Origin of the sequence: Clostridium aceticum, assembly GCF_001042715.1 — a bacterium.
Classification (GTDB): Bacteria; Bacillota; Clostridia; order Peptostreptococcales; family Natronincolaceae; genus Andreesenella; species Andreesenella acetica.
In genome coordinates this window covers 2,809,089-2,826,966 of sequence record NZ_CP009687.1, presented here as the reverse complement: position 1 = coordinate 2,826,966, position 17,878 = coordinate 2,809,089, and the positions used below count along the sequence as shown (strand labels likewise).

The following is a 17,878-nucleotide window of genomic DNA, read 5'->3' as shown; positions in this document are numbered from 1 at the left end:
ATACTGGTTTGAATGTGATTAGAAAGATTTCTTGACTTTGATAAAGAGAAAGACCCTTGCGAAGATAGAATTCGAATAAAAGAAGAGTATTAGTAACACTATATACGTCTTTGTTGGTTGCTGAATCTGCTACGTTGCCGGTAGAGATGCTAAATTCTAAAATTTGTTAAAATGAATTTTGTGAGGAGTGCGCTATGATTATACCTGAGCAAAAAATACAAATATTTATAAGTTCTGCATGTGGCGATGAGCCTGAAAAACAAAAATATAATTTCGTGCGTGAAGCACTTAAAACATTAATTGAATCAACAGGTTTTGCAAAAGTTTATGTCTTTGAATCTGAAGGGGCTGCTACTACTTCTGCGGGACAGCACTATACATTTGCACTGGAAGATTGTGATGTGTGCATATTCCTGATTGATAATAGTGATGGTGTTCCATTAGGTGTTCAAAAGGAAATTGATACTGCAAAAAAGCATGGCATCAAATCACTTTTCTATTTTTGCGACCAATCCTCGAAAGAAGAAACGCCGCTACAAAAAAGCTTGAAAGGTGCACAATACGCAAAAAGTGAAACTATACATGACTTTAAAGACCTTATTAAAAGCGGCGCAATTGATTTAATTAACGATTTAGTAATGATATATAAGCACTACTGCAAAGGGCGTTTAACATGGCATGAAGAGTCATTGACAGAGCAATCCGCTGATATTTCAAATGTTGAATTATCCATTTATTCAGACAGTATTGCACAAAAAGATGTACTTACCAATATTGACGCTTGTATTGAATATTTTACAAAGCTGATTCTTGAGCTTTCATATGACGAAGTGAAAAAAACAGGAAACATAGACCAATTATGTGCAGATTTTCTCCCTGTGCTATTTGAAGGGGCTACCATCAATGAAGATAGCTTGGGTTTATTATTGCTTGAAATTGAGAAACACCAAACTACTCAGCATTTTACTGTAACAAAGAAGCGATATGAAGCTATCAGGGCATATTATTCCGGAGATCAAAAAGCTTGTATAAATAAACTAGATGAAGCCTTGCAAATAGCAAAGCAAAATTGCTTATCTGAATGGCTTATAAAAGATATACTCATTGATTTACGGAATCAAGATTTGTTCTTGCAGGAAAGCCGAAATACTTATTCGCTAAATCAGAAATATCAAAAAGAACTGGATAACAGTCAATCTTTACTTTATTATCCGTTATTGGATAGGCTAGACAGTAATTATTATGAGGGTATAATAAAACAAGCTATTAAATATAAAACTGAAACTCCCGGAACAGTTACTTTTGGTCACGGGCTAGGTGTACATATCAAATCGCTTACAGGCATTTATGTATTAGCGATGTATAATGGATCACTTACCCATTTACAGTTACTGTACAAACGCATAAAACTAATTGCCTTTTATTGTGCAACGAGATATTCAGATTGGAACATAAAAAAAATTCTTTTAAAAACGACAATTATAGATGGAAAACAGAAGGAAGTTGATGGAATAATCCGATGCTTTGGTGATTTGCTAAGTAAGATGAATGAAAACGATGCATATGAAATTTATTCTTTTTCGAACAACAGACCAATTGCTCATAAACGGTTTATTAGCAAGCTAAATGCGTTTAGAATTACTTGCTATTATATGGATGATGAAAGATTCAGTTTTGTATGGTCTGAGTTATATGAGCTTATTTCCAAATGGATTGAAGATAAAAATTCCGTAACCGTAATCGGTTACGAGATATTCCCTACCCTTGAAGGGAGTTATTTGCGTATCTCTCAGAACCAACTAATTGACATCATATGCAACTGTATTCATAATAATAAACGTCGGTTTTACGACGAAATATTTAAACTGATTCGGAAATGCGTAAGTCTTGATGAAGCATCTCCAGAAAATGTAGCCAATCTATTGGAAGTCATTATAAATATCGTGCGAAATCCAGATGAAAGGATACATATTCATAGTCTAGAGGCAGCGTTGTTTACACTCAGGAAAAAGCATAGAGAGCTAACAGAAGAACTTGATAAAATAATTGCTGATGAAATGCCAGATTTTTATAACAGCACTTACCGTTTGGAGACAACTGCAGAAGAGAAAACGGATATGCCAGACTTTCTGAAGTCATATATAACTCAAGTGCAGAAAGACAACGAAGAACAAGGAAAAAATGGGACATTTTTTGGTCGAGGGAATCAGCCACATATTACTATCAAAAATATCTTACAACAAAGTACGGCAAAGTTTTCTAATGAATTAATTGATTCTGCGTTTGAAGTCTCGAGTGAAACATTATTAAGAAAAAACCAGACGATTGAAGTAAAAATAGATGCTATAGAACTGCTGGTTTACTTGCTAAAATCTCAATCTAGCGTACAAGAGCGTAACAAAAATAAGATAATAGAATTGTTGTCGAGCAAACCGCAGGTGGAAAAGGCGCAGGCTATCATAACGAATTTAAATGAAACAAATCTAAAGTTTTCTGCACTTCTTTTATATAATTGCTTAGGCGAAGATATAACAGTAGGGTTGCTTAATACATTAGTAGATATTGGCGATGATACTTTATCAAACAGAAAAGCTAGTGTAGCATTTTTGAATTATCTAGAAGCTAACAACTCCCCTGTGCCTGACATTCAGTTAGAACATATAATATTGCAACAGGCAATAGAATGGTGTGTGGAATCCGACTTGAATATTCGTTGGAATGCGGTTCAAATCCTGTTTTTATTATTGCGAAACATAGAGAATAAGAATGTTGTATGCAATCAATTAGTTAAGCTAATGGACAAAGATAATGTCTACATAAAAAATAAAATACTGAGAAATATTCACCTATTAAAAGATATTGATTTTGAAACATTCAAATACATTGTTCAAAAAGCATCTGTAGATACAAACTATGTAGTGCGTAAAGTTGTTAATGAGATACAGGTGGAGCTTGGATTACTTGAATAAATAATTATATTTATATGCAATTAATGCCCAGCACGTTTTAAGTACAAAAGCTTTGGCAAAAGTAAAATAGAAACATCAAATCACAAATTAATAATAAAGCATCAGAAATCAAAACAAAAATACTTATGCTGAGCTGTTCATTGAGCTTTATGATTGAGTGAACTTCACCTAATGTTTATTAGTGAAAGGTTTTTAATTCTTCCATAAAACTATCATCTACTTTAATAAGATTTCATGATGATAGTTTGTGGGGATATGTTTTCAAATTTTAATACCGACGAGACGGTAGTATTAATGTCAAGGGTGAAAGTTAATACGATGTTTTGGGGATAAAAAAGTTTATAAATAAAGGGTTTCCGTGATTTGAGATCTGGTTTCAAACCGGCAGGATGATTACGGATTTTTATTTTGTGGGAACTTATCCAAGATAGGCAGGTTAGATGATCAAGAAGATGATATGGATATTGACGTGGTGAGTTGACAAGATGACTAACGAAATCAGCATAGGTGTCGTTGGTGGATAATTATGTTTAAGGGAAGTAATATTATGGAGGGAATTTTGAAAAAACCAAATGTAGTGGAATTAGAAACAGAAACTATTAATAAGATACTATTTAGATGCTGTAGTAGATAGCAAAGTTGAATATATTGGGAAACCAAATGCTTGGATAATGCAGTCGCAATATATATATGGCAGATGGAAGGAGACTCCCTATCTCTAAGTGCATTCCATTATTCTTTTTCTGGCATTCCTTTCTAGCTTCACTAATACTCCTTTTCTCATTTATAAATCTTAGATACTCTTTAGGTTCTTGCTCAAAAGAGGCTTCGTTAAAATGGGGAATTTCTGAGCGACGGATTCAAAAGCTGTGTGTGGAAAGGCGTATACCTGGTGTTGTGCGGTTCGTGCGTGTATGGGCTATTCCAAAGGAAGCAGAGAAGCCTGCAGATGGCCGATATCGAAAACACAGACAGAATAAAATTTAGTTATCAGATAATATGCCGATGCTTGCAATATAAATAATGGATCAAAAATTGAGGTACAGTTGATTTGAGAATAATAAAATGGAATAGGTAATTGAGAGAGTAGAATTGGGAGGTGAACTTGTGTTCAATATTTTAGTAGTTGAAGATGATATCAATACACTAAAACTGATCTGCGCTGTCCTAAAGCGGGGAGGCTATACTACGTTTGCTGCAAAAGACGGTCTCGATGCTTTAGACATGATGGAAAAGCACCATTTTGACTTGATTGTCTTGGATTTAATGATGTCGAGGATGGACGGCTATCAACTTTGCAAAGAATTGCGCGATGTGGGAGAAACCATCCCTATATTGATGCTTACAGCACAACAGGAAATTCAGGAAAAGCATAGAGGCTTCCTCGTTGGGACAGACGACTACATGACAAAGCCGTTTGATGAGAAGGAGATGCTATTTCGCATAAAAGCTTTATTACGTCGGGCACAAATCGTGAATCAACAGAAAATAACAATTGGGAGCACCACCTTGGATTATAGTAGGCTTACCGTAACGCAAGCAGAAAACACGATTGCCCTTCCCAAAAAAGAATTTTATTTGCTTTTCAAGCTGATGAGCTATCCGAATGTAATTTTTACACGCGCGCAATTGATGGATGAAATTTGGGGACCGGATATAGAATCGGATGAACATACATTGAATGTCCATATGGGCAGACTACGGGAAAAATTAAAAGATAATCCTGATTTTGAACTCGTAACTGTGCGTGGATTGGGATATAAAGCGGTGAAGAAATCATGAAAAAAAGAATGGGTCTTGCTGCTGTACTGGTGAGTTTTGTGTTTTTTGTAATGTTCTCATCTCTTTTAATAATCGGATTATCTATGCGTTTGATGGAAGTTATGGGTATTATCGACCGAAATGACATATCAATTTCTTTTTTATCTTATGTGTTAATGCTTGTAGGCGTAGCGATAGGAACTGCCATTACAGCTTTATTAAGCAGGTGGATGCTTAAGCCCGTGCGCAACCTGATTGAAGCCGTGGATAATGTGGCTAAGGGCGACTTTACGGTTAGAGTAAATGGCAGCAACATTCCAGAGCTTGAAACCCTTGCTGTGAGTTTTAATAAAATGGCACGGAAACTGGAGGGGATTGAGCTCTTGCGCACAGACTTTGTCAACAATTTTTCACACGAGTTTAAAACGCCAATCGTTTCAATTAAGGGATTTGTACGAATCTTGCAAGACGAAACTCTAACCGCTGAAGAAAGGCGCGAGTACCTAGATATTATTATACAGGAATCGGAGCGGCTGGCTGAATTATCTACGAATGTCTTGAATTTATCAAAAATTGAAACCGTAGAAATCATTAACGAAAAAAAGATTTACGCGCTGGATGAGCAAATCCGCCTTGCCATACTGATGTTGGAACCTAAATGGAGCGCAAAAAATCTTACGATGGAGGTAGATTTAGAGAGCATCAATATTTATAACAATGCACACTTGCTCCAACATATATGGGTAAACCTTTTGGATAATGCGATCAAATTCACAGATAGTGGCGAAATAATACAAGTCAGCTTAACTCGTGTAGGTTTATCGATACGGTTTTGTATACGGGATAATGGGCAAGGAATGGATGAAGAAACAATGCAACGCATTTTTGATAAGTTCTATCAAGGCGACGCATCTCGCTCTATGACCGGAAACGGGCTTGGATTGACCTTGGTTAAAAAAATTATTGACCTTACAGGAGGTAGCATTGAAGTTGACAGCAGTTCGGGAAAAGGCAGCGTCTTTACTATTCTTTTGCCTTCGGGAATGTCGGAAGAATAAGTGAGAGATTAAGACTATCTTCTGTAAAAGCATCTGTTTATGGGAAATACCATTTACAGGTGCTTTTTCTTTTCAGTATCCGATGCAATCCTTGCTTTATCATTTTTTCCGGAGTGGCCAATAATTTAGATTCAGTTGATATTAACCTATTAGAATAAAAGCACTATATGAAAGGAGTTGCATGAAATGCAGATATTCTCAAGACAAAAAAACAGCGATCGAGCAGCTATACAAATTGAAGGGCTGCACAAAAATTTTGGTAACTTTAGTGCCTTGAACAATCTATCATTGGAGGTGAAACGAGGAGAAATATATGGATTTCTCGGGTTGAATGGTGCTGGAAAGACAACAACTATAAAGACGCTTTTAGCGATGCTCAGGCCATCCTCCGGTAAGCTGCACATATTGGGCGAGAGGGTCTATGCCGGAAACTATAAATTATGGGATAAAATTGGATATTTGGAGGAAACCACTTTTTATCCAGAATTAACCGTAATTGAAAATATGGATATAGCACGACGTATGCAAAGAGTATCAGATAAAGCGTCTGTTAATCAGGCTATTTGCAAAATGGGGCTTGAGCCATATAAAAACAAAAAAGCGAGGAATCTTTCTATGGGGAACAAGCAACGTCTGGGGCTTGCCAAAGCCATAATACACAACCCGCAAGTTTTGATACTGGATGAACCAATTAACGCTCTTGATCCGGCTGGAGTTGTTGAAGTTCGTAATATGCTTAACGATTTAGCGAATTCCGGTGTAACCGTATTTATATCCAGCCATTTGATAGAGGAACTCTCAAAAGTAGCTACGCGCATTGGGATTATTCATAACGGCCATTTGGTTCAAGAAATCGAAATGGATAGGCTGGAGCAAGTACTACAGAAAAATCTGGCGCTAGATGGTAGAGATAGAAACGCCATAAAGCGTGTACTGAAAGAGCAGGGCTATACATTTGAGGAGATGATGGACGGACATTTCAAATTAACCGATAGCCACGCAGTAGATGCTCCGGAGCGACTAGTGGAATTGCTCGTTGGAGTCAACCAGCCACCGACTCTGCTTCGAATAATGACAGAAACTCTGGAAGGATACTTTCTTCGTACCATTGAAATAACAGGAGGGAATCAATAATGAGTATTTTATCGGTTTTGTATTGCGAGATTCGAAAAGTCATTCGTTCAAATGTGTTTTGGTTGACGTTTCTGGTCTTTCTGATTGGACCGCTCATGATGGGAATAGGTATTATTTCAGCAGCTAGTGTTGACGAGATCAATTGGCAGGTATATTTGACACAATTGCCTAATACCCTTGCCGCTCTAGGATTAATTGGATATACATTTATATCCGCATGGGTATTTGGTCGGGAGTTTACGGACAAAACGATTAAGGATTTGCTGGCAAAACCTGTGTCAAGAGAGCGTATCGTAATATCTAAGTTTTTGGTGATTTTAGCTTGGGATGTTTTACTTGCACTTTTCATGTTTGCTGTTGGTTTTGCTGTAGGAGCTGTCTCTGGTCTGCCTGGTTGGTCGGCAGCTTTTGTGGGAGATACTTTCTTAAGATTCTTTATAACATCACTATTGTTTATCTTTATTACAACGCCTGGAGCTCTTCTTGCAAATGTGAGCAAAGGATACTTGGCACCATTAGGTCTTGTCTTACTAATCGTTATTCTTTCAACAGTATTGTCAGATATGGGATTTGCTTCCTATTTTCCATGGACTATTCCTGCGCTATTCCAAATTGCCGGTACCCTTAATATGAGCAGCATAATAATTCTGGCTTTGACAGGTATAGCAGGAACAGCAGGAACATTTGCTTGGTGGAGATTTGCCGAGCAGCAATAGAGGCACAGATTTCTTTCAAAGCATCACTCTTTGAAAATAATGCAAATAAACCATTAGCGTTAAATTTAGTTGACGGCGGCTTTGAGGGAAAATCAAAGCCGCCGTCATTTTCATTTTAAGATACGGAGGACAGCAAAAAAATTTATATTTTTTTTCAAAAACCTTTCCGATCTGAGGTGTAATTGTATAATATAGTTGTAACACCTAGTACGAATATTATATAATAAAATCTAATTAGGAGGATTGCAAAATGAAGTAAACAATATGATGTAGAATTTAAAAAGGATGTAATGGTCTTGGGATATCGAAAATATTGATAAAACACTCTCGGAATACATAAGCAATCGTTATAAAAAATTCGGAGTGCGATTCAATGTATTATTTGATATAGCTCTATTTACTAAATTGACAAATAAATACATACATCTTGGAGACTATAAGCGAGCAAAAACATGGTTTGAAACAGCTTATTTTGATTGTTCAATAAATGCAAAAATGCAGAGTATATTACTTGAACATTTAGATGAAATAAAAAAGTTTGATATTAGGTTGTTATTTAACTGCAAGAAACAAGATGAAAGAAATGATACCACATTAGAGACTCCATTAGAAAATGATAATGATTAATAGTGGGTTATGGATATGTTCCCCCCATACGACCATTTTTCTAAAAGCACCAAAAATCTAATTGACATGTTCCCGCATACGTCGGGGTCAAAATTCGCCTTTTGACATCAATTCAATCAACTCGACCCATGTTGAGTGTTGTGTTTTGATAGAGAAGAAATAAGTTGGAATCAGTGGTTAGAAGGTTTTTGATAAAATTTAATGATGTATATATGTTCCCTCAGACTAAGTTTGAGGGATTTTTCTTTAGAGGGAGGGAAGAAATTTCGCAGAATTAAGGTGTTTTGCGAAATTGTAAAAGTATTGAATTACTGAAATATATTGAGAAAAATCTTATGTAGGAAAATTAGTCTATAATTCTTGAATCAAGCATTTAGGGGAAAAATCTAAAAGACAAAGAACCAATACAAGAAGGTCTGGTAATGCTAAGAAAGATATAAAGTTCAAGGTGTACAAGGTTGAATCAACAGACACATCAATAAAGCGATACTTATAGATTCCTGTATATTCTCTCGGAACGTATTACTTGACAATCGTGAAGAGCTAAAGAGGAAATGGGAAGCTCTCGCAGAGTTTACCAATATGGCATAAGGAGCAAAATACACTAAAGATATCGATACAGACTTTATTTTAAGAACTTTAGACCACCTCAAGGTTTATGAAACGGGGAGGATTATCATAATGTTTATGGATGGAACGGAGAAGGAGTGTAATGAGGAATAATAAGGGATTATCTGGCTGACTTGGATGGATGATCTGAGTCGGTTTTTATAATTTAGGGTTAAAGCTTAATGTAAAACATGTTTGACATTAACTAGACTTAATATTATTATTATAAATGTAAAACAACTTTTACATTTTTCAACTTAAGACTTAATGGAAGGATGATTGTAATGAGAAAAATGGATGAAATGGAAATGAGCATATCTTTGAAGTCTGTAAGATGGGCATGGTTTTATACGGTTATGTTTCTGTTTATTTGGGTGATGTTTGACTGGATACAAAATGGAAATAGGGGTTTGTCATTTTTTCTTTTAATTACCCAAAACCTTGTTTTGCTTGGGACTCAAAGTTTTCTAAAATGGAAGATGAGCAAAAATGAAAAATAACATAAAAAAACTAAGAAAAGACGTTGGACTGCGGCAAGAAGATATGGCGAAGTCTCTTGGAGTAACAAGACAAACGATTAATGCCATTGAAAACGAAAAATATAGTCCTTCATTGGAATTAGCCTTTGCTATAGCAGAGCTTTTTGAATTAAAAATTGAAGAAATATTCTATTTAAATAATAAAGGAGGTAAAGGAAATGAAGAAAAATAACTTGTATATAGGACTGCTTTATATTTTATTCGGAGCTACGTGTTTGTGGTTTGCATTAAGTGCTGAAAATGCGATTGGTAGTTTACTATTTGGCTTTTCTGGAGCGGGTCTAGTTGGAGGTCTAAGTTTGATTTGGAAATACTTTTACTGGTCATCACCAAAACGCAAGGAAATTTATGAGACTAAGCTGGAAAAAGAGAAAATAAATCTGAGAGATGAGCTTAAGGAAAATTTAAGAAATCGCTCTGGAAGAATTGCATATATTATTACTTTTTTAGTTGTTGCTATTTCGATTATTATTTTTTCAATCATTGGTTCATTAGGATTTCTAGAGACAAAATTTTTGGTTCTATATCTTGGTATTCTTTGGATTTTCATGTATGTTACTGGCATTGTTGTATTCCGAATTCTTTTAAAAAAATATCAATAATCATATTACAAGTCTAAGATACAAGGTTTATAGTTGAAATATTTATTAGAATGAAAATGATTAATATTCGTTAAAACTCTTGACTATCACCTTAGGTGTTAGCTTATGGTTTAAGAGAGGTGATAAAAATGTTGATTAATGAAATAAGTAAAATTACAGAACTTACAAAAAAAGCAATTGAATATTATGTAGAAAAGGAATTAATCTCTCCATCTATCTTAGAAAAGGGTGACAAGGGGACGAGGTTATTAAGGTGACAAGAGGACGGGGTTATTAACACGTGACCGTTCATGTAATATAAAAGTCATAGAGGTGATTTTTATGCCAAGAATGCCAAGGAAAAAAGCAAAAGCGGAATATATCATATTGCTATGAGAGGAATCAATCGTAAAACTGTGTTTAAAGAAGAGGAAGACAGCAATAAGTTTATAGAAACCTTACAAAAATACAGGGAGATTAGCAAGTACAAATTATACCCTATTGTCTAATGGGCAACCATCTTCATCTGTTACTAATGGAAGATAAGGAGCCGTTAGATACTGTTATGCGAAGGATATGTGGCAGCTACGTTTTATGGTACAATAAGAAGTATGGAAGAGTAGGAAATTTATTTCAGGATCGATTTAAAAGTGAGCCTGTAGAGGAGGATGAATACTTCCTAACAGTGCTAAGATATATCTTTCGGAATCCTGTAAAAGCTGGTATAGCAGCTAAAATTGAAGACTATCTATGGACAAATTATACAGATTATATTGGAGAAAAAAATCAGACTGATAGGGACTATGCCCTTGATATTTTAAATGGAGATAGAGAAAAAGCTGTAAGGAAATTTATTGAGTATATTAATCAAGATAACGATGATAAATGTTTAGAAATAAAAGAAAGCCGGCAGATAACGGATCATGATGCTATAAATATAATCAAGGATCATTGTAAAGTTGGGCAGGGGTCAGATCTACAAATGATTGATGTCGATAGAAAAAATAGATATTTAAAAGAGCTAAAAGAGCATTTTTAGCGAAGCAGCTTTTAAGAAGGATTGGAAATACTAAATCAATATAAGGAGGATGAGAACGAGTGAAAAAGAGAATAAGCTTATTGCTGATACATACCATGTTGATAAGTTTACTCATCATGCTGATGAGTTTATTCCCCATCAGTGTGCCAGTATTAGCAGCTGAAAGACACATACCGCTTGGGGTTGTAGAATCTGTATATGGCAGAAATACTACAAGTCAATTCATTTATTTTGGTAAGAATAAGGGGACTGACCCTATAAAGTGGCGGGTAATGGCAGTGGGGGATGATAAGGCTACCTTGATGAGTGAGTATATCTTGGAATATAGTAACTACGGAATTTCTGCCAATAGAAACTGGTCAGATGCAGAGATTTGTAGGTATCTTAACAGCCAACATTCATTTGCAAGTGGGGGCTTTTTAACTACAGCTTTTAGTAGTGTTGAACAAGCGAAAATATTAATCTATAGTAATACGGAAGAAAGTAGATACAATAGCCCTGGTACCTTTACCCCTAATCAGAAAATAGTTTTGCCATCTTTAGATGAAGTGAAGGATGGTGGCACTTTTGGCATGAATGAAAGTGATAGAGCTGCACTAGAAGCTGAAGGATTTAGAGGGACACCAAATGATGTAATGTATAAAAAAAGCTGGTGGCTGAGGACGCCGGGAGAGCTGTATGACGCAGCGTTGTCTGTCAGATCTAGTGGTAGTATCGATTACCATGGCAACTATGTAGGCGATAGATTGGGGGTTCGTCCTGCTTTCAAACTCAACTTGTTTGATGTGCTCTTTACATCTGATGCAGCTGGAAATGGGGTGAAAACAGGAACACCAAATAGCATGTTAAATCGTGTAGTTCATACAAATAATGAGATAAAGTTAACACTTATAGATAGTAATCAAGGTTTAGTTAGTGCAGCTACAACCAGCAAATACATACAAAGAGAAGATACTGAAATAGAAATTAACTATCAAGGAGCAATAACTGGTACGAATCAATACCTTTCGGCTATGATAACAGATAATAGCGATGCACTAAAATACTACGGTACTATCAAGTCGTTAGCAAATAGTGAAGATGGAAGTGGTACAGCAGAGGTTACTATTCCTCGAGATTTTGAAGATGGTTGGAAACTTAAAATTTTTACCGAACAGCTTAATGGGGATTACCAAACAGACTACGCAAGCGTACCAGTAGAAGTAACACTTACAGCTAAATCGAAACAGAATAGTCCCGGTGGTGGAAGTAGTTCAAGTGGTCGGAGTAGTTCAGAAGGTGGAACTAGCACTTTGAGTCTCAATGCAGAGCAAGTGATTAATAGGCTAAGTAAAGATGGTAAAGTAGCTATCATCAATCTGTTTAAAGAATATATGCCATATACATTTTTTAGTACAGATTTGACACTAGAGCAACTTAAAGTTTTTACTAATAATAAGTTTACAGATAAACAGCTGCAAGAGATACTAGGCAACCCACAACTTCTTCAAAAGTTAGGAATAGATGACTCTATGATCAGCAGAACAGTTTTCTTAAAGCCAATCCACAATCCAAGCTTTACAGATGTGAAGCTAGATCATTGGGCTTATGGAAGCATAATTGAGGCTGCATCACTGGGGCTAGTAGCAGGTATGCCAGACGGCAGCTTTGCACCAGATAATCCTTTGAAAGTAGCAGATACCTTTGTTTTTTTAGATAAGGTATTACTCCTAAACAACATAACAGAACCAAAGCTTCCAAGAAGTACAGTAGAACTATACATAAATGACAAAAACCACTGGGCCTTTAATCATATGGCTTCTATTGGATCAAAACTAAGTGAAGAAACCCTAATGACAATCAGTCAGCTAGGAGATGCACCTATCTCAAGAGAACTTTTAGCCCAAGTGCTTTATGAAATCACAAAAGACAGACTGGAAGCCACTCGAGAAGTTCGGTATTTTACAGATATACAAAGCTCATCTTATAAAGAAGCAATAGACTATTGCGTAAGCACAAGGCTTTTAAGCGGCACAAGTTCAACTACGATGTCACCTCAAAAAGCATTAACACGAGGGGAGTTAATGTCAGTACTTATCAAATTGGAGAGTATGCTAAAATAATTAAATCATAAGTTTATAAAAAACAGAGTATTTAAAGGAGAGGGTAGGAATAGAGGCCACTGAAAAAGTGGCCTGTTTCAGGAGTATAATTAAAAAAAGGGTATGGAAAGAATTCTTCCATGCTCTTTCATTTTTTTGGACGTTTCTTCACATTCTTAATACTCATATGACCAGCAGGACATACATACATTTCTGTATCTTTGTTGAATAGAAAATTCCCGCTATTTTTCTTATTCTCTTGGGTAACTATTTTACTCAGTTTAGCATATATAGGGTTGGAGGGAAAATGCAATAAACTTATCTCAAAGGTATATGGATGAGGGCCTTCATGATAGGGCTATAACAAGAGATTTAGAATGGGGTATATAAGGGCTTCACGATAAAGAAAAACAAAGGGAAAGGGGGGCAGGACTGAATTATTTACTTATAAAAGCGAATGATTTGGGTATCATTAAAGGTTATCCTGATGGAGCATTTAAGCCATGTGCAACCATAACTAGAGGAGAGGCCATGACAATGTATGCAAAAGCAATGGATATAGTTAAAATTGTTGATAATAGTGAAGATAAACTACATTACTTGTGGATAGTAATGAAGTATTCGATTGGGCAATAGTCTATGTAAGAAGAACTGTAGATGCTGGAATCTTCAGTGACAAAGGTAATGAGATATTAGACCCTAAAGGCACATTAACACATACAGAATCATTAGCAGCAATAAGAAGACCACTAATAAAAGCAGAGTTGATTAATAATTAATCATTCCTGACTTAAGTTTGAAACCCTTATATATCACCCCCCTTAGGTCACTAAGGAGGGAATGTATTTATTCCCGAAATATTATCATCTTTCTATGAAAACCAATGTGGAGGCAATTGTGTTGATAACGAAAAAGCAAAGATGGGAAAGCCTTGAAAATACTGAGTTTTATAAATGAAAGTAAATCTGCCCACTCAACTCTAACCCCCGATATGTGTTCATAGGAACATATCGGGGGTGTTTTTTTAGTCAAAAATTGGGTCAGGTTGAGGAACCCGATTAGATAAATTCGTAGGGTTGAGGAGATAAATCGGATATCTACAACGGCCTTTTTTGATAAACTAACGTTGAGTTAAATTCAGGACTTGAACTAGACATAAAATATAACCTTTATATTAATCAAAACTTAATTTTCTTGATTTTGACATACATCCATGTTAGTATAAAAACAAATGAATATTTTGTTTTTATGTTTTTGAATGGAGGTATTTTATACTGTGGCTAAATTTACAGAGTTAGAAAAAGAAAAAATTCGAGAAGAATTGCTTAATGTTGCATATCGGTTTTTTATAGATAAAGGCTTTAAGCGTTCTTCTCTTGAGGATATCACTTCATCAGTTGGCATTGCAAAGAGTTCTTTTTATATATTTTTTGAATCAAAAGAAATGCTATATATGGAATTGTTAGCACATGAAGGAGAGCAAATTGAAAAGCAGGTTTGGCCAAAGGTTATTGCTGCTAAGGATATACGTTCAGCGATAAAAATATACTTAAATGAAATGGCTTCGGAATTGGAAACTAAGATTCTAACTCAAAGGTTGGTTTACGACCTAGATGAGTACAAACTTGTATCTAGAAAGCTAAGTCCAGAGTATGTTGGCTCAGAGAATCTAAGAAGCATCGTCCCTCTTATGGAGTTTATCAGGTCGCGTCAAGAATCTAATGAGATTATTGATGATGATCCAGGTGTTATAGCCGGAGTTTTAAGGTCAGCTTGGTTAATAGGTGCTCAAAAGAAAGATTTACAGCAATACAATTATGAAAGGATTAAAGAGTTATTATTCGAAGCTGTTGCTAATAGGATTGCTCTGCCTTGATTTGGCCTGGGTTTTGATATTATCAAATGAAAGTAGAAAAGTGGTGATAATTCATCGAAGAAAATATAATTTATTTTAACGGCGTTCATCTCTGTACTGAGAGTTTTGGAGATGTTAATAAGCCAACTATCTTGTTAATTATGGGAGCTACATCATCAATGATTTGGTGGGAAGAAGATTTTTGTAAGAAGCTAAGCAATCAGGGGTTTCATGTTATACGTTATGATAATAGAGATACAGGTAAATCAATTACGTACAAGTATGGTCATCCAGAGTATACCTTTGAGGATTTGGCTGATGATGCAGTTCAGGTATTGGATGCGTATAAGGTTTTAAAGGCTCACATAGTCGGTATGTCTATGGGTGGAGTCATTACGCAGATAGTAGCTCTTAAATACCCATACAGGTTACTCACTGCTTCACTAATTATGACATCGAATTATGATCCTGATCTTCCTAAAAAGGATAGCAAAGTAGCAGAAGTCTTTGCCAGAATTAACATCAACAATTGGGAAGATAAAGAAAAAGTTATAGGGTATGTTGTAGATAGGAGTAAAGTTCTTGCTGGGCCTAAGCATCCATTTAATGAAGAGAAAATAAGAAATTTGGCTAGAAAGGACTTTGATAGAGCTACTCATTTGCAGAGTATGGAGAATCATGGATTTATTAAAGGATGGGGTTCATATTTGTCAAAAACTAATGAAATCAATGTTCTTACATTGGTAATTCACGGAACAGAAGACCCTATTATTCCCTACGAGCATGGAATTCATCTTTCTGAAATTATACCAAATGCAGTATTGGTTACCTTAGAGGGTACAGGGCATGAGTTTCACCATAATGATTGGGATGAAATTATTAATGCTGTATCAAAGCATGCAGCAAATTTATGAATAAAAATTTTAGATAGGAGTGATTTGAATGAGTAAAGATATGAAACAAGTAATAGAAATAGCTAAAAAACATAATATTATTCTAAAGGAAGAAACAATGCAGTTTAATGAATCTGGACTTGATTTTCAAGTTGTATTTGCACAAGATGAAAGTGGAACTGATTGGGTTTTAAGATTGCCTAGGCGTGAAGATGTTATGCCTAGAACAAGGGTAGAAAAACAAGCATTAGATTTGGTTAATCAGTATGTTAAATCTTTTCAGGCACCAAACTGGATTATTTACACAGATGAGCTAATAGCATACAAGAAGTTAGATGGTGTGCCAGCAGGAACTATTGATCATAATATAGGAAACTATGATTGGGAGATAGATATTAACAATGTTCCAGAATCATTTCACAAGTCTCTTGGCAGAGTGTTAGTAGAACTTCATAGCATACCTAGTGATAAAGCTGCTGAACTTGGTCTGGTAGTGCAAACACCAGAAGAAGCAAGAATGTCAATGAAACACCGTATGGATGTTGTAAAAGCAAAGTTTGGTGTGGGTGAGAATCTATGGAACAGATGGCAGGCATGGATTGATGATGATGAAATGTGGCCAAAGAAAACGGGACTAATTCATGGAGATGTACACGCCGGACATACCATGATTGATAAAGATGGTAATGTGACTGGATTAATTGACTGGACTGAAGCTAAGGTTACAGATATTTCAAATGACTTTGTTTTTAACTATAAGGCTTTTGGAGAAGGAGGGCTGGAAGCTCTGATTCTTGCTTATAAAGAAGCTGGTGGATATTACTGGCCTAAAATGAAAGAGCATATTATCGAACTTGACGCTGCATATCCGGTTTCGATTGCTGAGTTTGCATTGGTATCTGGTATGGGGGAGTATGATCAGATGGCAAAGGAAGCGTTGGGAATGATAAGTTCGTAATTAGTGTGATGCAGTTATTGATATGTTCTTGTCTACCTATATTGTCAAAAACCCAGTGGATATGTTACCGAGACCGGACATACTCAAATGACATTCATTCTATCTTCTCGAGCCATGTGGAGTGTGTAGTATTGATGTCAAGAGTGGAGAAGTAGAAAAACTGAAAATGTTTATAAATAAAGGGTTTCCAAGTATTGAGTATTTATCTAGGCTATTTTCTAGAGGTACCAATGTCGAGAAACCCTTATTTTTATTGTTTGCGGGAACATATCAACTGACCTAAAGGTGATATGGTTGAGTTGACAGATTAGATATCACCTATTTTTACAGGGGTTGAGGAGACAGGATAGATGTGAAAAACAATCAATTATCTTCACTATTTTCTATCTCTTTCAATGATCTCCCATCTTTCGTTTTCCATTCTGTAAGTCCATTTACATGACCACCAATGACAAAAGTTGCAGCATATGATGGGTTACGGAGTAAAATATCTTCTACTGCGGACAGTGTGGAGATATTTATAGGAGAGTCCACTGGAATAATAGAGGATGTAGATCCATAGGATGGCGATGTGTTAGTCGCTTGGAGGAAAAAGGGTTTGACTGCACCTCCCCAACCATAAACGAAGAAACATTGCATACAGCAGTTATCAAAGCTATTAATGAACTACTAGCTAACAAAGAACCTTTGCTTCAGGTGTTGCAGAAAAACATAGCTACTGTTCTTAATGAAGGAAATGATAATACCATCACAGATATTGATGGCAAACTGGAAGAATTACAGAAGCAGCTACTTGAACAAGCGAAGTCCAAGAATGATTATAACAAAGTGACTGATGAGATATACTGCCTGAGGAAACTAAAACAAAATGTGCTGATAGAAAATGCAGAACGTGAAGGAAGAAGGCAGCGGATTGTCGGGTTTAGGTTAGATGCTAAAATTGATATATAAATAGAGTAGCTGTACAAAAACAAGCTATTCTATATTTATTAATAAATCCTTATAAATTCCTTATAATTATCTTTTATACTTTAATTATCGATTAAATACAAGATGAA

The 17,878-nt window shown here is 35.6% G+C and carries 19 protein-coding genes and 1 pseudogene; 19 read left to right on the top strand and 1 reads right to left on the bottom strand.

All coding sequences use genetic code 11. From position 1 onward, the window contains the following. Positions 1–194 precede the first annotated feature (194 nt). From CACET_RS13100 to CACET_RS13040, 18 genes and pseudogenes are all read left to right on the top strand, one after another. On the top strand, positions 195–2,969 hold the full coding sequence (locus CACET_RS13100) for a hypothetical protein (RefSeq protein ID WP_044826407.1): 2,775 nt from the start codon (positions 195–197) through the stop codon (positions 2,967–2,969). Between the two features lie 1,107 nt (positions 2,970–4,076). Then, on the top strand, positions 4,077–4,751 hold the full coding sequence (locus tag CACET_RS13095; RefSeq protein ID WP_044826408.1) for a response regulator transcription factor: 675 nt from the start codon (positions 4,077–4,079) through the stop codon (positions 4,749–4,751). After that, positions 4,748–5,788: a HAMP domain-containing sensor histidine kinase gene (locus tag CACET_RS13090; RefSeq protein WP_044826409.1), complete on the top strand. Its 1,041-nt coding sequence runs from the start codon at positions 4,748–4,750 to the stop codon at positions 5,786–5,788. The genes CACET_RS13095 and CACET_RS13090 overlap by 4 nt, the downstream gene beginning before the upstream one ends. Before the next feature lie 186 nt (positions 5,789–5,974). Beyond that, complete coding sequence (locus CACET_RS13085) at positions 5,975–6,922, top strand: ABC transporter ATP-binding protein (RefSeq protein ID WP_044826410.1); 948 nt, start codon at positions 5,975–5,977, stop codon at positions 6,920–6,922. Beyond that, a complete protein-coding gene (locus CACET_RS13080; RefSeq protein WP_044826411.1) occupies positions 6,922–7,638 on the top strand; it encodes an ABC transporter permease in 717 nt (238 codons plus the stop codon). Before CACET_RS13085 ends, CACET_RS13080 begins: the two co-directional genes overlap by 1 nt. A 363-nt stretch (positions 7,639–8,001) precedes the next feature. Further along, positions 8,002–8,265 carry a hypothetical protein gene (locus CACET_RS20220; protein ID WP_144414775.1) on the top strand — a complete coding sequence of 88 codons (264 nt, stop codon included), beginning with the start codon at positions 8,002–8,004 and terminating at the stop codon, positions 8,263–8,265. An 893-nt stretch (positions 8,266–9,158) separates the two neighbouring features. Further along, positions 9,159–9,374: a hypothetical protein gene (locus CACET_RS13075; RefSeq protein ID WP_044826412.1), complete on the top strand. Its 216-nt coding sequence runs from the start codon at positions 9,159–9,161 to the stop codon at positions 9,372–9,374. Then, positions 9,364–9,585, top strand: coding sequence for a helix-turn-helix transcriptional regulator (locus CACET_RS13070; RefSeq protein ID WP_044826413.1), 222 nt, complete (start codon positions 9,364–9,366; stop codon positions 9,583–9,585). Before CACET_RS13075 ends, CACET_RS13070 begins: the two co-directional genes overlap by 11 nt. Next, complete coding sequence (locus CACET_RS13065) at positions 9,572–10,015, top strand: hypothetical protein (RefSeq protein ID WP_044826414.1); 444 nt, start codon at positions 9,572–9,574, stop codon at positions 10,013–10,015. Before CACET_RS13070 ends, CACET_RS13065 begins: the two co-directional genes overlap by 14 nt. Positions 10,016–10,143: 128 nt before the next feature. Further along, positions 10,144–10,272, top strand: coding sequence for a MerR family transcriptional regulator (locus CACET_RS20215; protein WP_144414774.1), 129 nt, complete (start codon positions 10,144–10,146; stop codon positions 10,270–10,272). A 212-nt stretch (positions 10,273–10,484) separates the two neighbouring features. Further along, entirely contained in the window at positions 10,485–11,033 is a 549-nt protein-coding gene (locus CACET_RS13060; RefSeq protein WP_479722674.1) for a transposase, read from the top strand. A 59-nt stretch (positions 11,034–11,092) separates the two neighbouring features. Then, positions 11,093–13,135, top strand: a complete 2,043-nt coding sequence (locus CACET_RS13055) for an S-layer homology domain-containing protein (protein WP_044826415.1) — start codon at positions 11,093–11,095, stop codon at positions 13,133–13,135. A 288-nt stretch (positions 13,136–13,423) separates the two neighbouring features. After that, positions 13,424–13,504 (top strand): annotated as a pseudogene (locus CACET_RS20210) (class I tRNA ligase family protein); the annotation flags it as partial. 72 nt (positions 13,505–13,576) lie between these two features. After that, positions 13,577–13,750 (top strand): S-layer homology domain-containing protein, encoded by a 174-nt coding sequence (locus tag CACET_RS21370; RefSeq protein ID WP_158386065.1) that lies wholly within the window; start codon positions 13,577–13,579, stop codon positions 13,748–13,750. Beyond that, on the top strand, positions 13,717–13,893 hold the full coding sequence (locus CACET_RS20530) for a hypothetical protein (protein ID WP_158386063.1): 177 nt from the start codon (positions 13,717–13,719) through the stop codon (positions 13,891–13,893). Before CACET_RS21370 ends, CACET_RS20530 begins: the two co-directional genes overlap by 34 nt. Positions 13,894–14,390: 497 nt before the next feature. Next, positions 14,391–14,990 (top strand): TetR/AcrR family transcriptional regulator, encoded by a 600-nt coding sequence (locus CACET_RS13050; protein WP_044826416.1) that lies wholly within the window; start codon positions 14,391–14,393, stop codon positions 14,988–14,990. A gap of 131 nt (positions 14,991–15,121) precedes the next feature. After that, complete coding sequence (locus tag CACET_RS13045) at positions 15,122–15,883, top strand: alpha/beta fold hydrolase (RefSeq protein ID WP_479722630.1); 762 nt, start codon at positions 15,122–15,124, stop codon at positions 15,881–15,883. A 28-nt stretch (positions 15,884–15,911) separates the two neighbouring features. Beyond that, positions 15,912–16,820: an Mph(B) family macrolide 2'-phosphotransferase gene (locus CACET_RS13040; protein ID WP_044826418.1), complete on the top strand. Its 909-nt coding sequence runs from the start codon at positions 15,912–15,914 to the stop codon at positions 16,818–16,820. Between the two features lie 363 nt (positions 16,821–17,183). Here CACET_RS13040 and CACET_RS19905 read toward each other — a convergent pair whose 3' ends face one another. Next, a complete protein-coding gene (locus CACET_RS19905; protein ID WP_242849935.1) occupies positions 17,184–17,309 on the bottom strand; it encodes a DUF4357 domain-containing protein in 126 nt (41 codons plus the stop codon). A 27-nt stretch (positions 17,310–17,336) separates the two neighbouring features. On the opposite strand from CACET_RS19905, the gene CACET_RS13035 reads away from it, so the two are divergent. After that, on the top strand, positions 17,337–17,771 hold the full coding sequence (locus CACET_RS13035) for a DUF724 domain-containing protein (RefSeq protein WP_242846973.1): 435 nt from the start codon (positions 17,337–17,339) through the stop codon (positions 17,769–17,771). Positions 17,772–17,878: the final 107 nt, after the last annotated feature.

Bases quoted from the DNA above. Each gene is read 5' to 3' on its own strand.
- CACET_RS13085 (WP_044826410.1), top strand. From the start codon at position 5,975: ATGCAGATATTCTCAAGACAAAAAAACAGCGATCGAGCAGCTATACAA.
- CACET_RS13100 (WP_044826407.1), top strand. From the start codon at position 195: ATGATTATACCTGAGCAAAAAATACAAATATTTATAAGTTCTGCATGT.
- CACET_RS13040 (WP_044826418.1), top strand. From the start codon at position 15,912: ATGAGTAAAGATATGAAACAAGTAATAGAAATAGCTAAAAAACATAAT.
- CACET_RS13090 (WP_044826409.1), top strand. From the start codon at position 4,748: ATGAAAAAAAGAATGGGTCTTGCTGCTGTACTGGTGAGTTTTGTGTTT.
- CACET_RS20215 (WP_144414774.1), top strand. From the start codon at position 10,144: ATGTTGATTAATGAAATAAGTAAAATTACAGAACTTACAAAAAAAGCA.
- CACET_RS13080 (WP_044826411.1), top strand. From the start codon at position 6,922: ATGAGTATTTTATCGGTTTTGTATTGCGAGATTCGAAAAGTCATTCGT.
- CACET_RS13075 (WP_044826412.1), top strand. From the start codon at position 9,159: ATGAGAAAAATGGATGAAATGGAAATGAGCATATCTTTGAAGTCTGTA.
- CACET_RS13070 (WP_044826413.1), top strand. From the start codon at position 9,364: ATGAAAAATAACATAAAAAAACTAAGAAAAGACGTTGGACTGCGGCAA.
- CACET_RS13065 (WP_044826414.1), top strand. From the start codon at position 9,572: ATGAAGAAAAATAACTTGTATATAGGACTGCTTTATATTTTATTCGGA.